This is a genomic window from Pandoraea terrae (genome assembly GCF_902459695.1).
Classification (GTDB): domain Bacteria; phylum Pseudomonadota; class Gammaproteobacteria; order Burkholderiales; family Burkholderiaceae; genus Pandoraea; species Pandoraea terrae.
Genome location: NZ_CABPRZ010000025.1, coordinates 1 through 19746, shown reverse-complemented (window position 1 = coordinate 19746; position 19746 = coordinate 1). Strand labels below are relative to the sequence as shown.

At 62.1% G+C, this 19746-nt stretch carries 20 protein-coding genes; 4 read left to right on the top strand and 16 right to left on the bottom strand.

Annotated elements, in window-relative coordinates; all coding sequences use genetic code 11:
• Positions 1-38 precede the first annotated feature (38 nt).
• The 7 genes from PTE30175_RS22320 to PTE30175_RS22290 form a co-directional block, all read right to left on the bottom strand.
• Complete coding sequence (locus PTE30175_RS22320; protein ID WP_150699270.1) at positions 39-806, bottom strand: CoA-transferase subunit beta; 768 nt, start codon at positions 804-806, stop codon at positions 39-41.
• A gap of 12 nt (positions 807-818) precedes the next feature.
• Entirely contained in the window at positions 819-1697 is an 879-nt protein-coding gene (locus PTE30175_RS22315; RefSeq protein WP_150699269.1) for a CoA transferase subunit A, read from the bottom strand.
• 68 nt (positions 1698-1765) lie between these two features.
• Positions 1766-2662 (bottom strand): VOC family protein, encoded by an 897-nt coding sequence (locus PTE30175_RS22310; protein ID WP_150699268.1) that lies wholly within the window; start codon positions 2660-2662, stop codon positions 1766-1768.
• Positions 2663-2800: 138 nt separating this feature from the next.
• The gene (locus PTE30175_RS22305) at positions 2801-3880 is read right to left on the bottom strand and encodes an alkene reductase (RefSeq protein WP_150699267.1); all 1080 of its coding nucleotides are present in this window, start codon (positions 3878-3880) and stop codon (positions 2801-2803) included.
• 9 nt (positions 3881-3889) lie between these two features.
• The gene (locus PTE30175_RS22300) at positions 3890-4546 is read right to left on the bottom strand and encodes a nuclear transport factor 2 family protein (protein WP_150699266.1); all 657 of its coding nucleotides are present in this window, start codon (positions 4544-4546) and stop codon (positions 3890-3892) included.
• Between the two features lie 8 nt (positions 4547-4554).
• Positions 4555-5325, bottom strand: coding sequence for an SDR family NAD(P)-dependent oxidoreductase (locus PTE30175_RS22295; protein ID WP_150699265.1), 771 nt, complete (start codon positions 5323-5325; stop codon positions 4555-4557).
• A 10-nt stretch (positions 5326-5335) separates the two neighbouring features.
• Positions 5336-6073 carry an SDR family NAD(P)-dependent oxidoreductase gene (locus PTE30175_RS22290; RefSeq protein ID WP_150699264.1) on the bottom strand — a complete coding sequence of 246 codons (738 nt, stop codon included), beginning with the start codon at positions 6071-6073 and terminating at the stop codon, positions 5336-5338.
• Between the two features lie 527 nt (positions 6074-6600).
• Between PTE30175_RS22290 and PTE30175_RS22285 the strand changes: the two genes are divergently transcribed.
• On the top strand, positions 6601-7098 hold the full coding sequence (locus PTE30175_RS22285; RefSeq protein ID WP_150699263.1) for a hypothetical protein: 498 nt from the start codon (positions 6601-6603) through the stop codon (positions 7096-7098).
• Between the two features lie 83 nt (positions 7099-7181).
• Here the strand turns inward: PTE30175_RS22285 and PTE30175_RS22280 are convergent, their stop codons facing one another.
• The 5 genes from PTE30175_RS22280 to PTE30175_RS22260 form a co-directional block, all read right to left on the bottom strand.
• A complete protein-coding gene (locus PTE30175_RS22280) occupies positions 7182-7442 on the bottom strand; it encodes a hypothetical protein (protein WP_150699262.1) in 261 nt (86 codons plus the stop codon).
• Between the two features lie 46 nt (positions 7443-7488).
• Positions 7489-7830, bottom strand: a complete 342-nt coding sequence (locus PTE30175_RS22275; protein WP_150699261.1) for a hypothetical protein — start codon at positions 7828-7830, stop codon at positions 7489-7491.
• A 298-nt stretch (positions 7831-8128) separates the two neighbouring features.
• Positions 8129-8794, bottom strand: a complete 666-nt coding sequence (locus tag PTE30175_RS22270) for a DUF799 domain-containing protein (protein WP_150699260.1) — start codon at positions 8792-8794, stop codon at positions 8129-8131.
• Positions 8795-8803: 9 nt separating this feature from the next.
• Complete coding sequence (locus PTE30175_RS22265; RefSeq protein WP_150699259.1) at positions 8804-9157, bottom strand: DUF4810 domain-containing protein; 354 nt, start codon at positions 9155-9157, stop codon at positions 8804-8806.
• 25 nt (positions 9158-9182) lie between these two features.
• Positions 9183-9866, bottom strand: a complete 684-nt coding sequence (locus PTE30175_RS22260; protein WP_150699327.1) for a CsgG/HfaB family protein — start codon at positions 9864-9866, stop codon at positions 9183-9185.
• Between the two features lie 475 nt (positions 9867-10341).
• Here PTE30175_RS22260 and PTE30175_RS22255 point away from each other — a divergent pair, with 475 nt between their 5' ends.
• Positions 10342-12384 (top strand): LTA synthase family protein, encoded by a 2043-nt coding sequence (locus tag PTE30175_RS22255; protein WP_150699258.1) that lies wholly within the window; start codon positions 10342-10344, stop codon positions 12382-12384.
• Positions 12371-14134 (top strand): ArnT family glycosyltransferase, encoded by a 1764-nt coding sequence (locus tag PTE30175_RS22250; RefSeq protein WP_150699257.1) that lies wholly within the window; start codon positions 12371-12373, stop codon positions 14132-14134. The genes PTE30175_RS22255 and PTE30175_RS22250 overlap by 14 nt, the downstream gene beginning before the upstream one ends.
• Before the next feature lie 194 nt (positions 14135-14328).
• Here the strand turns inward: PTE30175_RS22250 and PTE30175_RS22245 are convergent, their stop codons facing one another.
• Positions 14329-14649 (bottom strand): hypothetical protein, encoded by a 321-nt coding sequence (locus tag PTE30175_RS22245; protein ID WP_150699256.1) that lies wholly within the window; start codon positions 14647-14649, stop codon positions 14329-14331.
• A 211-nt stretch (positions 14650-14860) separates the two neighbouring features.
• Between PTE30175_RS22245 and PTE30175_RS28340 the strand changes: the two genes are divergently transcribed.
• The gene (locus PTE30175_RS28340) at positions 14861-15004 is read left to right on the top strand and encodes a hypothetical protein (RefSeq protein WP_191629181.1); all 144 of its coding nucleotides are present in this window, start codon (positions 14861-14863) and stop codon (positions 15002-15004) included.
• Positions 15005-15117: 113 nt separating this feature from the next.
• Here the strand turns inward: PTE30175_RS28340 and PTE30175_RS28335 are convergent, their stop codons facing one another.
• The 3 genes from PTE30175_RS28335 to PTE30175_RS22230 form a co-directional block, all read right to left on the bottom strand.
• Entirely contained in the window at positions 15118-15462 is a 345-nt protein-coding gene (locus PTE30175_RS28335; protein WP_191629180.1) for a DUF1484 family protein, read from the bottom strand.
• A gap of 728 nt (positions 15463-16190) precedes the next feature.
• Positions 16191-16520, bottom strand: coding sequence for a DUF2489 domain-containing protein (locus PTE30175_RS22235; RefSeq protein ID WP_150699254.1), 330 nt, complete (start codon positions 16518-16520; stop codon positions 16191-16193).
• Positions 16521-16533: 13 nt separating this feature from the next.
• Entirely contained in the window at positions 16534-19713 is a 3180-nt protein-coding gene (locus tag PTE30175_RS22230) for a hemagglutinin repeat-containing protein (RefSeq protein ID WP_150699253.1), read from the bottom strand.
• Positions 19714-19746: the final 33 nt, after the last annotated feature.

Genomic DNA, 19746 nt, shown 5'->3' with positions numbered 1-19746 from the left:
TCGTTCAAATCGGGCAGAGGCCTGTGCGCTCGCGCGCGTCAGGCACCCATGGCGCTCGCGCGCAGGTTATGGGGATCGAGGGTTGCCAACAACGCCAATTCAGCGGCCGTCGGCTCGGGGGTGGCCGGCACCTCCGCCGGCACATGCACCGGGAAGCCGGTCGCTTCCTGCACCTGTCCGACCGACACGCCGGGGTGCAGCGAACGCAGTTGCAGCGTGCCGCCCGGGCCCGCGAAATCCATCACGCAAAGATTCGTGATGACAAGCCGCAAGTCGATGTCGGTGGCCGACCAGCCACGCGGCAAACGCGCCGGATTGCGGCCGATGGAGGCGACCATGTCGACTTCGCCTGCCACGAACACCTTCGGGCTGTGATTCGGCACGAAGAACGAATTCGCATGCGAAATCGAATTGCCCGGGAAGCCGCGCACACCGAGCATCTGGACCTTCGGCGCACGGTAGTCGCTGCCGATCATCGAGATGTTGGCCTGGCCGAAACGGTCCACCTGGGTCGGTCCGACCATGGCGTGGCGCTTGCCGCCCCAGACGTTGTCAAAGATGCGCGCGAAGCCCATCCACGTTTCGCGCTTCGGCGCATAGCCGTTACGCGGGCCGACCGGCACGGGTTCGCTCACGAGCCACGCTTCCGAATCGGTCATCATCAGATCGCGGTTCAGGCTGGCCATGCACAGCGACGCGGCCAGACGCGGCACGATGCCGATGCCGGTGGCGAGCACTTCGCCGTCGTTTTGCCAGGCGCGCGCCGCAGCGCAGATGACGCGGTCCACCAAAGTGATTTCACTCATGTCGCAACTTCCTCAAAACACCGGCAGAGCCAGTTGACGAATCTTGTCCAGGCCGCCGACGCGCGCCTGATACTCGGCTTCACCGCATGCGACGTAGCGCTCGAAGTACTGGGCCCAGCCCTGAGGATCGCGTGCGCTGGCGGCGTATTCCTTGAAGTGCGCGGTGTCGAAGCCATACAGCGGCGCGCACGAACTCGGATGCGCCCCGCCCGGCAGATGCACCACGCCTGCGGTTTCCGAACGCTCCCAGAACACGTAGCGGGCTTCATCTTCCTGTGCGAAATGGGACGTCTCGACGAGTTCGTCGCAGCTCACCAGTGTGGTCTGCGCGGCGCGGGCGAACAGGTCGTCCATGTAAAGATCGGGGCCCTTGACCTGGCAGACGCCGCGCGCATCGGCGCGGTCGACGTGCAGCAGCGCGACGTCAAGCGCGAGCGCGGGCATGGCGACCCACTCGCGGGCGTCATAGGGCGAATCGACTGTCTTGATGGATGGGTTATGACGCAGCACGTCCGTGCCGAGGCCGACCGATGTCGGAATGAACGGCACGCGCATGGCGGCGGCCTTCAGGCCGAGCATCAGCATGCCTTCGTCGATTTCCATGACGTCGAGCGCCCCGGCCTGACGCGCCGCGCGGAAGTACGGCTCCAGCGGGATGAAGTCGAGCGAGACGAACGCAAACACCAGCTTCTTGACCTTGCCGGCCGCGCACAGCATGCCGACATCCGCGCCGCCGTAGGCGACCACCGTAAGATCCTTGGCGGGCGAGCGCAACAGTTCGCGCACCAGCGCCATCGGCTTGCGGCGCGGGCCCCAGCCGCCGATGCCGACGGTCATCCCGTCCTCGATGCGCGCCACTGCCTGGGCCGCCGTCATCCGTTTATCTGCCATGCCATCCTCTTGATTGCAAAATCCTGATTGCCGCCGTGCGACCGGCGGCGTATGGTCGCTGTGCGCTGTTACGCCTGGCGCCCAACCGAAAAATCATGCCCCCACAGGCTCACGCGCGTGAACTCGTGGACGATGTGCTCCTTCCAGTCCACCATCGCGCCGCCGTAGCCGTATTCGATGTCAAAGTTCGACGGGCACTTCATGTAGAACGAGATCATCTTGTCGTTGGTGTGTTGGCCGAGCGTGGCCGACAGCGGCACGTCGTGCGCGGCGCGGCGGTCGAGGGCACGGCCGACTTCGGGCATCGAATCGACTTCGAGCATGATGTGCACGCACTTCGATTCCGCCGGGAACGCCGCAAATGCGAGGCTGTGATGGCGGGCGTTGCTGCAGTGCAGAAAGTGGATCGGAATCGTGGGGCCGTCGTCGCCGGCGGGCTTGAAGTTGTAGATGTCCGACAGGCCGAAGCCCATCACATTGCGGAAGAAATCGACCGTCGCCTGGAAATTCGGCGCCGGCAGCACCGTATGCCCCATGCCGATATCGCCGGTGATGAACCGGGACACGCCGGCCGGCGAGGCGAAATGGAGGAAATCCGACTGGAAGCCCCAAACGACTTCGTGACGGTTGCCCGAGGGATCGTCGAATGCCACCAGTTGCTGCACGCGGCGGTGTTTGCACAACGCGGCGTCGCCCTTCTCGAGCGCCACACCCGCGGCTTCAAGCGCTTGCACGGCGGCGGCGAAGGCGTCGCCATCGATGACTTCCCAGCCGGAGGCCACGTAACCGTTGCGCTGGCCCGCGACGACCGCGATGCGGAACTGCCGGTCGTCAACCTTGACATATAGTCCGTCGCCCGGCGCCGTCAGCGTCATTGCGCCGAGCACCTCTTCGGCGTACACGCGCCATTTCGCCAGGTCGGTGGTCTCGGCCACAACGTAAGCCAGTCCGCGAATATCGATCATCTGCTGAGCCTTTTCCGGTTGCTTGGGGGGCCGGGCCGCATAAGCCCGGGCTTCAGGCTCCATATTCCGGTCTGGCGGCCCGTTTCGCATCGTCCGTAAAGACTAACGAAACGGGCCACAAGCCAGTCACCACAAGGCTTACCGCGCGACCGACGCCCCCATCGCCGGGTAGTCCGTGTAACCGGCCGGGCCGGCCGTGTAGAGCGTCTTGCGATCGAAGCGGGCCAGCGCCGCCCCTTCACGCAAACGCGCCACCAGGTCGGGATTGCCGATGTAATGCCGGGCGAACGACACCGCTTGCCCCTCGCCGGCCGTCAACAGCGCTTCCGCGCCTTCGCCGTCGAGCCCGTCGTTGAGGATCAGCGCCTCGCCGAACTGCTCGCGGGCGAGCGCAAAAGCGTCGATTTCCGGTACCGGCGCGCGCATGACATGCAGATAGGCGATGCCCAATGCCGCCGCCTGGCGCATGACTGCGGCATGCGACGCGGCGGAATCCTCGTCGGACGTCCCGTTGTAGGTATTGCCCGGATTCATGCGCAGCCCGACACGGCCGGCGCCGATGCCGTCGGCCATCGCGGCCAGACACTCGCTCATGAAGCGCGCCCGGTTGGCCAGGTTGCCGCCGTACTCGTCGTCGCGAAGATTCGTGCCTGAGCACAGGAACTGCATCGGCAGATAGCCGCTCGTGCCGTGGAGCTCGACCCCGTCGAAGCCTGCCTCGCGCGCGCGGATCGCCGCGAGGCGATGCTCGTGCACCACGGCGCGGACCTCGTCGGTGCTCAGCGCGCGCGGCGTGTCGTACGGCTGCATGCCGGCCGCATCGGTGAAAATCTCGCCTTCAGCCTGCAATGCGCTCGGCGCGACGGTCTCGACCCCGGCCGGCTTGATGAAACGGCTGCCGATACGCCCGCTATGCATGATCTGCAGGACGATCTTGCCGCCACGCGCGTGCACGGCGTCCGTCACACGCCGCCAGCCGTCGATCTGCGCCATCGTCTCGATGCCCGGCTGCCGGCAGTACGCCTGGCCGGTCACGCGCGGCCAGGTGCCTTCGGCCACGATCAGCCCGGCGTCTGCGCGCGCCGCATAGTACCCAACCATCAGGTCCGTCGGCACGCCGTCTTCGCGCGCGCGGTTGCGCGTCATCGGCGCCATGACGATGCGGTTGGCCAACTGGAGTTCGCCGAACGTTACCGGCGTAAACAAATGCTTGTGCATGCCCCCTCCTCAGCGCACACGGATCTTCGGCGCGGGCGTACCGCGCCGCATCGTCTCGAGAAACCGTTCCAGCGGCGCCGGGGCGGTCACTTCGGGCAAGCCGTCCTTGTCGGCGCGGTCAGCCCAGAATTCGCGATAGGACGGAAACAGTTCGTGGAATGTGCCCCAGTACGGCTGACGGCCGGGCCAGCGCATCTTCATCTCGCCGATCGGCGGCTTGTTGAGATCCGTGGCATACCAGTAGCAAGGCAGGCGGCGGCGGAACAGCCAACGGCCGTCGATGCGTTCGTAGTCGTCCCAGTAGAGCATCTGCATGATGACCCACTCGTTGCCGCACTCATGCTCGTTCTTGGAATAGACGACGCCGGTGGCGTGGTCGCGGTCCTTGAACTCGATGATGTGCTGGCCGAGGTGATGCGACGTGCCCGTGAACTGTTCGCGCAGTGTGTCGGTCTGCCATGCCTTGAAATGCTCACGGCCAACCTTGTCGCGTCCGACGCGGATGTCGGGCGCGAAGAGGTTAACGTGAGCGTCCATGTCGCGCATGTCCAGTGACAGCGCGTATTTGGCGGCGAGTTGACGGATTTCGTCCAGCGATTCAAGCCGGTCGAGGCGCTCGGCGAGCGCTGCGACCGACAACGCCGCGTGAGGTGTATCGTTTGCCATGGGTTGCCTCACTCCAACGCGGTGGTCAGCACGGCGGTGCGGCCGCCGTCGACCGGAAGGGCCGCGCCGGTGATATACGACGCTTCATCACTGGCGAGGAACAGGATCGCCTTCGCCAGCTCGTCGGGCTGGCCGACGCGCTTCATCGGAATCAGCGCCTCGGTCTTGCGGCGCGCCTCGGGGTCCGTCAGCATGCCGGCCGTGCCCGGGGTCTCGACGACCGCAGGGATGACCACGTTGACGCGAATCCCCTGCGCCGCACCCTCGGCTGCGGCCGCGCGCGAGAAATTGATGATGGCGGCCTTGGCCGCCGAGTAGCCGGCCATATACGGCGTGCCCAGCAAGCCGCAGATCGACGACAGATTGACGATCGACCCGCCGCGCGCCTTCATGAGCTTCATCGCGGCGCGGGTGCCCCAGAACGTGCCGTCGACCGACGTCGCGAAGTTCGCATGCCATTCCTCGGTGGAGGTCGCCTCGATCGCATTCCACGTAAACGCCATGGCGTTGTTGACGAGGATGTCGAGACTGCCGTGCCGCTCGGCCGCGGCTTCGATCGCTTGCGTGAAACCTGCTTCGTCGCTGACATCGCACGAGACGGCTTCGGCGCGGCCGCCGAACGCCTTGATGCGCGCGACGACCTCGTCGAGCGGCCCCTGACGGCGGCCGCACAGCACCACCGTCGCACCTTCGCGCGCGAAGCATTCCGCGGTAGCGGCGCCAATACCGGTGCCGGCACCAGTGACGAGCGCGACTTTGCCTTCCAGACGTTTCGTCATGGGAATCTCCTTAAATGAACGCCATACCGCCATTGACAGCGATGTTCTGGCCGGTGATGAACGACGCATCGTCGCTCGCCAGGAACAGCGCCACGCGCGCGACCTCGTCCGGTTCGCCCATGCGGCCCATCGGCACGGCCTTGACGATCGCGTCGTTCCATTCATCCGGAATGCCTTGCATCATTGGCGTGTTGGTCGGCCCCGGCACGACCGTATTGACGCGAATCCCGGTAGCAGCGAGCTCACGCGCGGCGCTGCGGGTCAGCCCCATGACGCCGGCCTTCGAGGCGCAGTAGTGGCTCGGGCCCTCACCGTTCAGGGCGGCGGTGCTGGCCAGATTGACGATATTGCCTTTCGTGCCGAGCGCCTGCATCGTGCGGACCGCTTCGCGCAGGCAATAGAATGTCCCGGTCAGATTGACGCCGATGACGCGCGCCCAATTCTCGTCGGGCGTATCAGCGAGCGCATCGACCGAGCCGATGCCGGCGTTGTTGACAACGACATCGACACGGCCCAGCTTGGCGACGGCTTCGGCAAACACGGCCTTGACAGCGGCGCTGTCGGCAACATTGACGCTGCGGGCGAAGCTGCCGTCGCCGGGCGTGCCGGCGAGCGTTTCCTCCGCAGCGGCGAGATTCAAATCCAGTGCGACGACGGCCGCCCCTTCTTGCGCGAACAGACGTGCGATGGCGCGTCCCATGCCTTGTCCAGCGCCGGTAACCAGCGCAACCTTGCCTGCGAGTCTCATCTCCTTCTCCTTATCCTGTTTCGAACGAATCCGTTATTTGTCAACCGGTTAGCCGCACTGGGCGGGGCCGGAGTTGACCAAAGCGTAGAGAGTCGAGGTAGGCATGCCATCGTCCGATGGGACTAGCAAACGCTCCGTAGGCGGCCACGGCATTAGCGGCGGCCCACTGTGGCACCACGTCCAGCGGGGCGCCGCCTCGCAATTGACTTCACGCGGTTGACAGCACGCATAGGCCAACTCCGATTCCTGAGTCAGGCCGACATGGGCTGGACGGCCGGCTCCACCGATCGGAAAGCGCCTATGCATGAGGGTTTCACGGCATTCCAGCACCGGGCGCGATTCAAAAGCGTGTCCAAATGCGTAATTTCACGCGCATTTCCGGTGGCATTGTGGTGTCACGCCTGAGCGTCGCGATGTGAGCGGCGTGTTCAAGGCAACGACGACAGACCGGCCGCCGCCACGAGCAGTGCTGCGGCCGCCGCAATCAGTGCCGATAACTGCCCGCCGGGGCATGAAAGGAGTCAGAAATGATAGTGCTCAACGAATTCATGAGCGGCTTGCTGCGCCGCGAACTACTGCCTGCTGCCGCGTTACCGCCGGTACTGCAGGGCATTCTCGACGGCGGCGTCAAACGGGTGGGCGAATGTGTGGTTTTCGGCCAGTTGCATTCGGCGGACGAACTACCGCCGGCCGAGTTATTGCAACAGCGCTACGTGGATCTTGCGGGGTATGAGGCCACGCGTAACAAGGTGGCGATCGACACGCACTGCGAGGGCGCGCCGATGTCCACGGCAGTGCGTTTTCTGAACGAATTTGCGCTTCGCTGGCCCGATGGACTGGGCACGGCGGTGGCGATTGTGGAGTGCGACAACGATGAAGCGTCGGGGTTATCGTGCAAATTCCGGTTTCACGTCAAGCGCGAGGGCATGACATGGATCGACCGCGAATGCATTGACCACGTCACGCAAGCGATCCTGATCCGTGAAATCGGCGACCAGAGCGAAGCGTCGTCATGGCCGTGTTGAGGCGCTGCGCGTGCGACGTCTTGCCGGGATGATGTTTCGCCCAACCCGCGCATTCACGCGATTGTGCGGCGTTTCGCATGGGCTCAGGCGAAGCGCCGCGCGTATCCTCCGGGGCGCCCCCAGGCGTCGGGCCATATCGTGAAGTGGAGGATTTCCTTCGCGTCGATAAAGAGGGTGTACAGCGGTTCATCCGGAAAGTTGTTGAGCCGAAGCTCCCAAAGCACGCCCTCCACTTGCGACGAGAACGCAATGTCGCGCGCGTTGCGCCCGACCGGGAGCCAATGGACCGGCATTTGACGCAATGCAGGATGGTCACTCCAATTGTCTTCCTTGGAAAACTTCATCGAAACCTCGGGATAACTGGGTGGAGGAAAGTGTGTCGGACGCGGCCTAATGCCACTTCCGACGGCGCACCTTTGGCGTGAATGCGTTTGCTCCGCACCGAGTGGGGCGTCTTGAGGCCGCGAAAGGAAGCGGCGCGCTTGGGGCATCTGCGTCTGCCCCCCCATTTTCGATATCGATTTCGGAATCGCCTTCCTGTGGCGGGCCTAGCATGGAGGACAGGCGATAGACTTCGTCGACGAAGTAACGACACAGGGCGTGCGCGAGATAAACATCCGGGCCTGGCACGCCGGACTGCACGACTTCGATCGCTCGCGCGAATTCATCAGAAGACGCTTCCAGCGCGCGCAACAATGCGGTCGCGTCGTCATCGAGAAAATCGGGATCCATGGTCACCCCAAAAAGTCGATTCAGAGAGAATCGACGCCGCATGGTGCGAACGTCGAGACGATTCAAGCTGGGGGGCAGGATGTCACTACAACCAGTGCGTGCATGAACGCGTTGTGACGCAACTCATAGTACGTACTGGAGACCCCATTGGGAAGGGGTGAAACGGTGATTCGGAAAGTGCCCAAATCATGCCCCCCCCCAACCTCCCATTGAAGCGCCTCGGGGGACAACGCCGCAGACCGCCCGCCTCACGTGACCCGCGCCGTCGAATTTCAGTGAGTCAGTGGACCTGGATCGATCAGTCGGTTTCGTACCGAGGCGAACGCGGACCGTAGAGAATCCCGTTTTCACGACTGGCAGACAGCAATCGCCGACTGGTGATGCCTGCAATTCGGTGGCCCGCATCGGAAACGTTGTTGACAATCTGCTGCAGGGCTGCTGACACCAGTATGCCAATCAATCCTCCGCCCCCGGAATTCTGCTGTTCTTCCTTGCTCGAGGCGCTCGCCGTTCCCGTCCATAGGGCCTTGCCGGATTTCAGATCGACCAATTTCGCGTTCGCCGTGACCTCTACCACGCTGTCGAGCACCCGATAGCGGCTGCCATACTCCTGTACCGTCACGTAGAGTGCGGCATCCGCGCCGAAGATTTCCCTGAGCTTGCCCGGCGCGACCTCATGAATGTCCCCGGCCGTGGTCAGGCCGTTTTGTTTGAACGTTTCCTCGACCAGCGTCACCGGCATCACGTAGTAACCGCTTTCCGCCAGCGGATATGTCATCTGCGACAAGAAGCTGTACGTTGCCTCGACCTCGGGCGAATCGTTCAACGGTGGCAGCACCAGAATTGAGCGTGGACGACTTTCCTTGAATGCTGCATAGTCGATTTGCGCCGCGGGCGTGGCGCACCCGGCAACGAGCGCCGTCACCGACAAGGCGGACAGCAGTTTCAGAACGCTTTTCAACATCTTGTGTCCTCACTTCTTGAAATTTTTCTGGAGAAAATCGAAGTAGGCCGACGACTCCGGGAATAGCGCTTTCTCTGCCTGAAACTGCTGTGTCATCTGATCGTCGTTGCCAACGCTTCCGTACAACAGGCCAAGATGGGCGTGATAGCCCGGTGGCGGCGTGTTTCCGCTTGCGCGGATCTTTTGCAGATCCTCCTCAAGCGCGCTGATCTGAGCTTCCGTACTTTCCCCCTTGAAGTATTCATAGACCTGCGGCTCGTAGCCCTCCCATTGATAAAGCGTCTTGGGAGATGAGGCGCAACCTGCGAGTAATGCGCTGCAAAGCAGTAGCAATGTCAAAAAATGCCGTTGGATGGATGTCATGTTGATGAGTCTTCCGGGCTGCGGGTTATTGAGATTGGTTTGGCTGCCATGCGCCGGTGTCGACGGCGGCGACGAGCTTGTTCACGGCCTCGCGGATCGCCAGATCCAGGACCTTGCCGTTGAGCGTCGAATCGTAGCTGGCGGTGCCGCCGAATCCCACGATCTCCCGGCTGGACAAGCTGTACTCGCCCGCCCCTTGGCTGGAGAACACCACTTCGGACGTGGCGATATTGACGATGTTCAGATTCACCTTGGCGTAGGCGACTTGGGCTTTTCCGCGGCCGAGAATGCCGAAAAGTTGGCGGTCGCCGACTTCCTTGCGGCCGAATGCCGTCACGTCACCGGTCACGACATAGTCGGCGCCCCTCAATGTCTGTACCTGTTGCTTGATCGCGGCCTCCTGCTTGATCTCGTTCAGGTTGTCCCGGTCCAGTACGTTGAACCGGCCCGTCTCCCGAAGATGAGTCATCAGGAGGGTTCTGGCTTGCCCGCCCAGACGATCGATGCCGTCGGAGAAGATGCCGCGCAAATAGCTGGAGCGGTTGTCGAATTTTCCGATGGCAATGGGCGCACGTTTGCCGGCATAGGCGCTGCCGGCACTTTCCACCCTTTGGACCGCCACGGTCTGAGAGCTCTCGGTCGCACAACCGGCCAAGCCGGAAAGCACGATGGCCGCTATAAACAACGAGGTCGTTCTGGTTGAATTCAAGTTTTTGACTTCCAAACGTCATGGGTTAACGAATACAGAATCGACTCAGTCTTGCGACGAGTCTCGACTGCGGGATGGGGGATTGGGGATTGGGAAATTGCTACTGAGGCAGCAGACCATTCGGGCATACGCACTCGTGGTTGCATATACATGTAGGTATACTAAATTTACTGCGAGCATTGCCACGCGAAGACGCTCAAGATATCACACCCCACAGCGACATTGGGGGCCAAATCAGCCTCATTCAGGATTTTCGGAATAGGCCTATCCTGCTGGGTCGAACAAGCGATCTCGCCAAGCATGATCGGCATGATGCGTTTTCTCCAACCGCGGCGCAGCGTTCCTCAGGGATAACGCTTTCAGAACAATCCTCACGCGAATCGTGGAATCATAGGCCGCTGCATTATTTGTGACCCGCGCACTTGATCGCATCGCGCCAGACTTGGTGTTCATGAGTGGAACGGGATAAAAGTTCATGTTCCAGTCGCTGCATTTTTCCCGTTCTGTCATCGCATTGATGGCGCTAGGTTCACTGAGCTTCTGCTTGCTACGTTTGGCCCTCTGGCTGACGTTCGGGGATACCGAAAAGGGAATCGGGACCCCGCCCGACTGGCTCGCCGCTGGCGTCATGGGGGTGAGGTTCGATCTCAAAGTGTTGTCGCATGGCATTTTGTTGAGCTTCGTGCCGATGGCCGGTCTTGTCTGCCTGCCGCGCCTCGTAACGGCAAGTGCGTGGCTGCAGCGCATCTCGGTCGCCTTGTTGCTGTTCGCGGTCAATTTGACGGCGATTGCCCAGTTTTATTACTACGACTTCTATCACTCGCCCTTTTCGCCCATTGTGTTCGGCTTGCTGGAAGATGACACCACAGGTGTGTTGGCATCGATGTGGGCCGACTATCCGGTGTTGCGTGCGTCGTTCGTGTTGATCGGCCTGACGGCACTGCAAAGCTGGGTGGTGTTTCGCTGGGCGGGTGGCGCCGGCGCATCCGGTCCTCCGCGACGGCGAGCGTGGCGCGTCACCCTGGTGTTGATTGGCTTGGGCGTTGCCGCGCGAGGCAGCTTCGATACCTTTCCCCTCCGCGATCAGAATGCGACGGTATCGAGCAACGCGTTCGTCAATGATCTCGTCCGAAATCCGTGGCAGGCGCTATACGACGCAGCGCGGGACCGGCGTGCCCAGATCGATATCAGCACCGAGGCGACTGCCGGTTTGCGTCGGTATGGCTTCTTCGACCTTCCAGCGTTGGCCAGCGCGCTGGGAGCACAGTCTGCCGCGCCCTCCGATCTAGAGGCACTGGCATTTTCGCGCACACCGAAACGCCCCTGGCTGGAAACCCATCCGCCTCACGTCGTTGTTGCGCTGATGGAATCGTGGGGCGCTCATCCAATGCGCTTTGATGATGAAAAGACACATCTCACCGGGGCTTTTCGAAAACATTTGAGTCGGAGCGTCACGCATCCCGCTTTCGTGTCCGCGCAGAACGGAACGCATCCGACGCTGGAGGCTTTGTTGCTCAACACGCCTCTCACGCCACTGACTCAAGGGGAAAACGGCAGGATTGCCCTACGCTCGGCGGCGGCCCTACCGTTTCGTGAGCACGGTTATCGGACGGTGTTTGTGTACGGTGGCAGCAACGTTTGGCGAGGGATTGGGCGTGCGCTGCCGAACCAGGGATTTGATGAAGTCTACGACATGGGGGACATTCTCGCACGTTACCCCAAGGCTGAGCGCACGGTGTGGGGAGTGTATGACGAGTATCTGTTTCGCTTCGCTGGCGACTTGATGTCTGACGCACGACGCCAGGGGAAGCCGGTATTGTTGTTTCTCCTGTCGACAACAAATCATCCGCCGCATAGTCTTCCCGCTGACTATCGCGCAGCGCCCATCAATGTCGACGCGACGCTGCCAATACTGAACGCATCACCTGATCGTGCGGCGCGAATGTTGGAAACGTATCAGTACAGTTCTCATCAACTCGGGCGCTTCCTTGACCGGCTTGACGCGCTCAATCTGTCTGGCCGGACGGTGGTCGCGGCGACAGGGGATCACAATCTGCGCACCTTGTTTCGCTATCGTATGCCGGACGACGCGCTAATTTCACAGCAGGTAATGACTTATCTGAACGTACCTGCGGCATATCGTCCTCCAGGGGAAAACGTCGATCTCACACGAATTTCAGGGCACGCCGATATATTCCCGACGCTCCATCACCTCGCGTTATCCGACGCCCACGTCCCCGCTTTCGGGCAATCCTTGTTCACGGTAGTGCCGGAGCATAGGCGTTATGCGGTGATGAACTTCCAGACACTATTGAGTGATGCCGGCTCAATACTTGCAATGACCGATTCCGCGTCGTCGCGATTGGGGATCGATAGGGGGAGCGGGAAACTATCGGGCACGCCTGCAGATATTTCTCTACTCGACGATCAAGCGAGGGATGCCCGCGCCCGCCTGGCGCTGCAGGACTGGTACACCCGCTGGCAAATCATCGAGGGGCGGGCCCGTGGAAAGCAGTAATCCGCCACGCTGGCTAGTGTGCGCATGGATCGTGGCTTACCTGGCAATCGAATTGTTTGGGCGTGATTTCTGGAAACCCGATGAGCCGTATTCATTCGGAATGACGCTGAACATGATCCTGGGGCAACACTGGATCGTGCCTCATGTCGGAAACACCGCGTTTGTCGAAAAGCCACCACTTCTATACTGGACGGGTGCCGTTGCGGCACTTGCATTTGACGGATGGGCGACACCACAGGTTGCGGTTCAAGGTGTGACGTTGGGCTGGATGTTGTTGACGTTATGGGGGCTGTCGCGCTGTGCGACTTGTTACGGTGGACGAAGACTTGCACTGCCGGCCATCGCCGCGTTTCTCGGCATCGTTGGCGGCATCACGCACATTCACAAGACGACTGCGGACGTTCCGCAGTTGACCGGTGCCGTATTCGCGCTTGACGGTTCAATGCTGGCAGCACGCACCGGTGTCTCGCCGATACGCGCCGGACTATGGCTAGGGACAGGGGGCGGCATTGCTTTTCTCGCCAAGGGATTGATGATTCCCGCTACCATGGCATTGGCGGTCGTGCTGCTTTTCCTGACTCGCTCCAAAGCCATGAATCGCCAACGTTCCCGATTATGGCGTGTGCTCGTTTGGGCAGCGGGAACTTGCGCGCCATGGGTGATGATATGGCCAGTCCTGTTGTGGCTTGAAGCACCCGATCAATTCCATGAATGGTTTTGGCGCGATAACGTGGGTCGCTTCACCGGTCATGGCAACGTCGGGGAATTGCGAGCGAGTTATTGGCGAGATGCCGGCGTGCTCTTTGCGCTGTCGATGCCCGTTTTCGCATGGATGCTCGGCATGGTGGTGCGGCGAGTCAAGCGATTGGCTTTGCGCCCTCCGATGTGTAGTAGCGAGCGGGACGCCGAAAGTCGATACGCACACGCGCGGAGATATGGGTGTCTTGTCAGAATCACGAAGTGGTGGCACGCCATTTCTGATGCTCGTTGCGTTGTGCTGATCTACGTGATCTCGGTGACGATCTTGCTACTCGGGGCTGCATCGATACGCGAGTTGTACCTCCTGCCGCTTTATCCTGCTTTCGCACTCATCGCGGCCCGCCTTGCATCGATACCCATTCGGTCGGCGGGGAAGCGCCTGGGACTGGCAGTGAGCATTGGCGTTGTGGGAGGGTATGGTTGGCTGCAATGGGGACTGCTGGTTTGGGCGCCGGAACACGTGTTGCCGTGGGGCGTGTCAGCGTGGTTGCCTGTGAACGACTTCTCGTTACCTTTTCAGCCTTTCGCATTCGCGGTGGCAATCCTGGTCACAGGTCTGTGGGGATGGATCCTGTTTCGTGGGCGATCCATGTCGCGGGCTTGGGTATGGCTGGCTAACGTTACGCTCATATGGGGAATCCTGCACACGCTACTTCTGCCATGGCTCGATGCCGCGCGCGGCTACCGCGTCACCTTCGTTTCGCTTCGCGAGGCGCTCCCTTCAGATGTTGCCTGCCTTGACACTATCGGCGTTGGTGAATCAGAACGGGCGATGCTGCACTACTGGGTAGGTGTCGTGCCAACGATTGCAAACGGGGCAGGTCCTTCCGAACCGACGTGCAGTCATCTCCTCATTATGGACAAACATGGACGGGACCGTGAGGCGCCTCCATTCGTCAGCGGGAATCCGCTGTGGCAGGGTAGCCGCCAAGCCGATCGCAACGAGCGTTTCAGACTGTTCGAAACGGTTCGGCTTAAGCCCCGCTTGTGATGGCAGGTGCGAATGTTCGTGTTTCGGTCATGAAACACCGCCGCTGCGATGGGGCGGTGTCTCCGGTTGAGGGGGGCCGTGACAACGTCCCCAATCTCGAGGCCGAGCACGAATCCATGCGGCGCTGCGCATTGCGCCACAGGCATCGCCACGCCCGCTATGCCGGCATGCGTGAAGTGTGGTCAGCGCACGTGTCACCCGATCACCAATACCTCTCCATTGAACTCGGCGGCGAACAGAACCACCGCCGGCGCGTCCAGATTGGATGCCCGTTCGCTGGCTTCGTCGAAGGTATTGAACTGCAATGAAAAGATTGACTCTGGCACAAAGGTATCGGCAGGTTGCCCTGTGCTTTCGTCGAGTATCTGTCCGAGATAGAGATTCTTCGTATAGCTCCAGACGATGAATCCTTCGAAGTCCGCCGACTGCGGCGGCAAGCACCGTTGCTCATGCCCGCCCGGTTCGCCTGCCGAGAGCCACCGGGTCAAATCCGCTTTTCGCCGTTTAGCACTCATGAGTTTTCCTATCAAAAATTGCGCCCCCGCTTGATTGCGAAGTCACCGCTCCATGATAGGGAAATTCGAGTGTCGGCGGACGCGGTAATCGCGATTCGAGTGACTTATTGGAATTTACCCATACGCAGATACGCTTGTGAGAGTCGCCCGTCAATGTTTACGTATCGCAGATCGCCGAACTTTGCGGTTCCGAGCCGACGAACTCGCGCCAATGATGAAACTTCACGCTGCCCAACGTGTCCGGCTACTTCTTGAGACCGAGGTAGCCGTTCGTGCCGGCAATTCCCACTGCGGCGGCAGCCAACGCCTTTACAAGACGCGCGACGTCAAGGTCGCGTCGCAGAACATCGCGTAGGTTGTGACTGAAGGGCGGGCAAAGGGGGCGAACAATTTGAGGAGCTAAAAGCCTGAAGGCCGTCGTTGGATGCACGCCATGCGGGCATCCAACGAGATCGCTACTGCAGAGGCTTAGACCAGTGCGGTCACTTCGCGTGAGACGGTGTCAAGTTGCCATTTTAACGGCGAAATCAGGCAATGAAGTTTCTCCGCCGGCAAAGGCCTGCCTGCGTGTCCGTCGAGTAAGTCCAAGAGCGTGTCGAATGCATCCGTCACTTGAAGCAATGTGAGATTCGCGGAGGATATCGTATCGTGCAACTGGCGGTTGATGCCTTTCAATCGGCCCATGATGTCGCGGATAACGCCCTCCTCCGCCAGCACGGCGTCTCGAAGCAGACGATCTAGCGCTGACAACTCATCGGAAAATGTTTCAATCGCAAACCGGAAGGTGGGCGTGCCGGATACGTAATTCTGCATATGATGCTCCAGTGATTTACTGTGAGATAACCCGCATCTCGCTTCCACGCGAGGTGGACGGGCACACAATCGGGGTGGAAGACCGGTCACTGGATCCGGCACACTCGTAAGTGTCCCGACTGAGGCCCGTCCGTTGACATCTGGCAACGGCCGACGAACCGGCCGCGCGAACGCCGCCGGAATCCAGCAATGCAAGGGCTTCCACACCCGCTCACCGAACACTCGGTGAGTGAGTTCAATTGTGAGACAGCCCCACTGCATGCGCCATCAGACGATTCCGAACTTTAACAGGTGTGAGGTGTTTTTCGTTGTCTGGGCATGCCAGCTTGAGTGGCTGACGTGTGTTTGTAGACCTCATCCCGAATAGGCCATGCGGTGGCAAGGATGTTGGCACGACGTCAACCGGTGCGAAGATCGCGCAGGGGTCATTGAGCCCATCACGTTGCCGTCGATGCCTGTCGTGATTGCGCTCACGATCATCTCCCAGTGCCCGTCCGGGCCCACTTCTGCAGCGGGCGATCGACGGAATCAGGGAAATGGATGCCAACGAGGACGGCCGCTGGGACGTCGCGCGATGGCTGTTCTAACCTCCACCCACCCAGCACCCGGCCAGCGACGAATTGCACAATCAAACGCCAGCGTCGCGATGCTTCACGCCTCCAAAATCAACGAACCCGGCGCTTGGCCGGGTTCGTTCTTCCATTGTCCGCGTATCAGTCAAGCCGCCACTAGAGGCTACTGAATCGTGCTATCAATTTCCTACATGCTTGCGGAGCGAACGCCCTTGCCCATTCCTCCGTACGCTTGAACTCCGGTTCGAGGCGCGCAAGAGCCTCCGGCGCCCATAGCGACCATTGGGCTTGGAGAGGCAGGTGGTCGGTTTCGGACTGGATAGCGACAAAGGCATCGAAATCAGGATCTCCGCCCGCAATCCGACCCATCCGATTTTTGATGGCGAGCACCTGCACCGCTCCCTCAAAAAACGATAGTTTTCCATCCAACATCGCTTGGGCTAACGACACCAAACGGCTTCGTTCCAAGATCTCGCCTTCGTTCATCGTGTATTGCCCCTCATTTCAGCGGGATCGATTTCGGCTCTACGATCCGACCGGTCACTGCGTTGCGGTAAGCGTGGATTTCAAACTGCGTTCCATCGGCAGCCGTGTAACTAGAACTGCTTACCTTACTCCACTCACTCGCCTGCCCTCCATACTCTGATGCCAAGCGAGGAGCATCCCGCAGAGGAACATTGGTCCCATTCCCAGCGACGTTAATTCCATTTCCGGATGCCAGTTCCGAAAGCTGTTGCTGGCTCGCCAATGACTTGTTGAGGTTCAAACCGTTGACGGCATTTTCCGCATTGTCAGCGCCAGCTGCAGCGTTTGTGGCAAAAATCGGCTCAAACACCTTCGGCCCATCATTCGGCGTAGCCATGATGGTCGGGCCCTTCGGCCCTTCCTCCGGTGTTGCCGTAATTATAGGCCCGCGTTCGCCTTGGTCAGGCGTTGCCATGATATTCGGGCCTTTCTCCCCCGTGTCGGGCGTTCCGATTATCGTGCCCCCACGTGGGCCATGGTTCGGGGTCGCCGTGGTCCCATCGTTCGTTTCGGGGTCGCTGCGAGTCATCTGCACAGCAAGCCATGCCGCAAATGCGGCGCCCGCCCCCTTGGCAGCCTCCAGCCCCGCCTTGCAAACGTTGATACGGGTCGCGCAGAAGGCCGCCCCACCCGCGATCGCCTCGCCCGCTGCAACCAGAACCGGCGCAATGAAGACCGCGTTGTTCTCGGTCTCGATCTTGCCGCCGGTGGTCGCAGTCGTTACATCAGCACCAGAACCCGTCGCGCCGGCAATCCCCGCGACGATGCTGGTCACAAGATTCGTGCGCGCCTGCTTTTCCTCCGCACTCAGGTCTTTACCCGATTTCCCGCCCGCCTTGTCCAGCAGGTTGTTCAGCACCACGCTCGCCGAGCCCCCCAACGCACCGGCGCCGCAGTCACCCCCCGACGCTGTCGCACCAGCACACGCCACGATGCCCTGCAAGGCCGCCCGCGCCGTCTCGCTCTTCAGCCCGTCGGCAATCGCCTTGACCTTTTCGACGCCCAGGCTCTGGAGGTAGTTGATCGTCGCTTTGGTGACCAGATCGCCCATACCGCCCGTCACGTTGCCGCCTGCCGCTGCCGTGATCGCCGTGACGACTCGACCGTAGTCGCCGCCCGGAGCCCACTTGCGCGCTTCTTGCAGTTCCTGATCGAGCGCGGCGCGTCTTGCCGGGTCGGTCTCCTGGTCGCGCGCTTTTTCCAGCGCATCGGCCTCCTGCGCCCGGTTGGTCACGAACACGCCCACTTCGCGCTGCAGCGCCTCCACGATCTCGAAGCCGGCCCGGATCTCCTGCTCATTAAAGATCTTGGCCAGCGCGTTGCTGCCGTCGCGCTCCGAGGACACCTCGCGGTTCGTCTCGGCGATGGTCTGCCGCGCGGTCTTGCCGGTGATGGCCTGCTGTTTCGCGCCATCGGTGATCTCGATCACGCCGGCGCTGATGCCGCTTCTCGTCGTGCTGGTGGCGCTCCCCGCCGCCGCCACGATCATCGGCGGGGTCACCGACACCCCACCCGAAGCGCGCCCCGAGGCCGGCGCCTCGTGTCCCGGCACCACGCCCGCGCCGGTGGTGGCGTGCCCGGCCTGATCCGTGCCGAGCTTGGCGTCGCTGCCGCCCGAACTGAAGCCGCCGCCGATGCTGACACCCAACGCGTCATACTCGGCCCGGTTCTCGAGGTCGCGCTGCGTCAGGGTGCCCGTTTTCAGGCGATTTGCGCCCGCCTCGGCCGCCGCATCCGTCGAGGCAATCACCGCGCCCATCAGATCGGTGTTGCCTTTGACTTCCACGTCGAAGCCGCCGTCGCCCGCCTTAATGCCCGACTGCTGCTGCACGCTCGCGTAGTCGCTGTTGATCTGCTGGTGGCTCGCGTTGATCGCACCGGATACCGTGCCTACCCCGACGGTCACGCTGCCGGCCAGCGACTGGTCGCGGCTGTGGTAGTTGTCCTTGTCCTGCAGGCTCTCGATCCTCAGGTCGCCGCCGACGCGCGCCGCAACCGACTCGCCACGCGCCTGCGCGCCGCGCAGCGTGGTGTCGCCGCCGGATTCCATCGTCAGGTGCTTGCCTGCCGTGACATGCGTGGTGGTCCAGGTCTGCGCGTCGCCCTCGGCCTTGCCGCGCGAGACGCTCGCGTTGGCCGTGACGCCCACCGAGGTTTTCGTGCCGATGCTCACGCCTACGCCGATGCCGCCGCTTGCGCCACTGCTCTTGCGGCGCGTGCTCGAGATGTTCTCGGCCGCCACCAGTTCGATGGCGCCATCGACGGCAAGCGTCACGTCGCCGCCCGCCTCGATGTCGCCCCCGCGCACCGTCAAGGTCGATTGGTCGCCGGATGGGTCACCACCGCGGTCACCACCCCCCGTGGCCCGGATCGAAACGTCACCGCCGGCCGCCACCGACGACCCGCGCGCACTCGATGCTGTCTGCGTCTCGCGACTGGTCTGCTGCGAGCCGCCCACCGTGACCGAGATGTTGATGCCGCCCAATGCGCTCGGATCCTTCGTCACCGCGTCGTAGGCGTTCTTGCCGGCCAGGCCCACTGTCGCGCCCGCCAGCGCCTGCAGCCGCCCGTCACTGGTCTTGCCTGCCGCCTTGGCCATCTGCCCGGCCGTCTGCGCGGCGGCCAGCACCGGGCTCGACACCGCGACCGTCACGCCCGACTGGCGCACATCAAACTCGCGCTCGCTTTGCGCGCTGTCCCTCGACTCGACGATCGCGACACGTTTGCCGGCGATATCCACGTCGCCCGCGCGCGCCACCACCTGGCTGCCCGCCTGGCGGTACTGCTCGCCCGCGTGAAGCGCCACGTCGCCCGTCACCGAGCCGAGCACGCTGGCGGTGTGCGTGGTCTCGCTGCGCCGCGTGGTCTCTTTCTCCGCGCGCCGGCCGATCGTCACACTCCCTGCGCCATTGCCGAACACCCCGGAGGTCGTCTCGTGCCGGTACTCCGACGAGGCGTGCCGGTTCTCGGCACCCGCGATCTCGAGGTTGCGCCCGGCCGTCACGCTGACGTCGCCCTCGCCCACCACGTTCGAGCCCGTGACGCGCACGTCGCGCGCCGCGCCGACTTCGACGGCGTTGCCCGAGACCGTGCTGCCCTGCGCGAGCACCTCATGCGCGTCGCGCTGCGTCTCTTTGGTGCTGCGCGAGAGCACGCCCGAGCGCGTATCGTGGCTCCACTGCGAGGT

Bases quoted from the DNA above. Each gene is read 5' to 3' on its own strand.
- PTE30175_RS22320 (WP_150699270.1), bottom strand. From the start codon at position 806: ATGAGTGAAATCACTTTGGTGGACCGCGTCATCTGCGCTGCGGCGCGC.
- PTE30175_RS22315 (WP_150699269.1), bottom strand. From the start codon at position 1,697: ATGGCAGATAAACGGATGACGGCGGCCCAGGCAGTGGCGCGCATCGAG.
- PTE30175_RS22310 (WP_150699268.1), bottom strand. From the start codon at position 2,662: ATGATCGATATTCGCGGACTGGCTTACGTTGTGGCCGAGACCACCGAC.
- PTE30175_RS22305 (WP_150699267.1), bottom strand. From the start codon at position 3,880: ATGCACAAGCATTTGTTTACGCCGGTAACGTTCGGCGAACTCCAGTTG.
- PTE30175_RS22300 (WP_150699266.1), bottom strand. From the start codon at position 4,546: ATGGCAAACGATACACCTCACGCGGCGTTGTCGGTCGCAGCGCTCGCC.
- PTE30175_RS22295 (WP_150699265.1), bottom strand. From the start codon at position 5,325: ATGACGAAACGTCTGGAAGGCAAAGTCGCGCTCGTCACTGGTGCCGGC.
- PTE30175_RS22290 (WP_150699264.1), bottom strand. From the start codon at position 6,073: ATGAGACTCGCAGGCAAGGTTGCGCTGGTTACCGGCGCTGGACAAGGC.
- PTE30175_RS22285 (WP_150699263.1), top strand. From the start codon at position 6,601: ATGATAGTGCTCAACGAATTCATGAGCGGCTTGCTGCGCCGCGAACTA.
- PTE30175_RS22280 (WP_150699262.1), bottom strand. From the start codon at position 7,442: ATGAAGTTTTCCAAGGAAGACAATTGGAGTGACCATCCTGCATTGCGT.
- PTE30175_RS22275 (WP_150699261.1), bottom strand. From the start codon at position 7,830: ATGGATCCCGATTTTCTCGATGACGACGCGACCGCATTGTTGCGCGCG.
- PTE30175_RS22270 (WP_150699260.1), bottom strand. From the start codon at position 8,794: ATGTTGAAAAGCGTTCTGAAACTGCTGTCCGCCTTGTCGGTGACGGCG.
- PTE30175_RS22265 (WP_150699259.1), bottom strand. From the start codon at position 9,157: ATGACATCCATCCAACGGCATTTTTTGACATTGCTACTGCTTTGCAGC.
- PTE30175_RS22255 (WP_150699258.1), top strand. From the start codon at position 10,342: ATGTTCCAGTCGCTGCATTTTTCCCGTTCTGTCATCGCATTGATGGCG.
- PTE30175_RS22245 (WP_150699256.1), bottom strand. From the start codon at position 14,649: ATGAGTGCTAAACGGCGAAAAGCGGATTTGACCCGGTGGCTCTCGGCA.
- PTE30175_RS28340 (WP_191629181.1), top strand. From the start codon at position 14,861: ATGATGAAACTTCACGCTGCCCAACGTGTCCGGCTACTTCTTGAGACC.
- PTE30175_RS28335 (WP_191629180.1), bottom strand. From the start codon at position 15,462: ATGCAGAATTACGTATCCGGCACGCCCACCTTCCGGTTTGCGATTGAA.
- PTE30175_RS22235 (WP_150699254.1), bottom strand. From the start codon at position 16,520: ATGAACGAAGGCGAGATCTTGGAACGAAGCCGTTTGGTGTCGTTAGCC.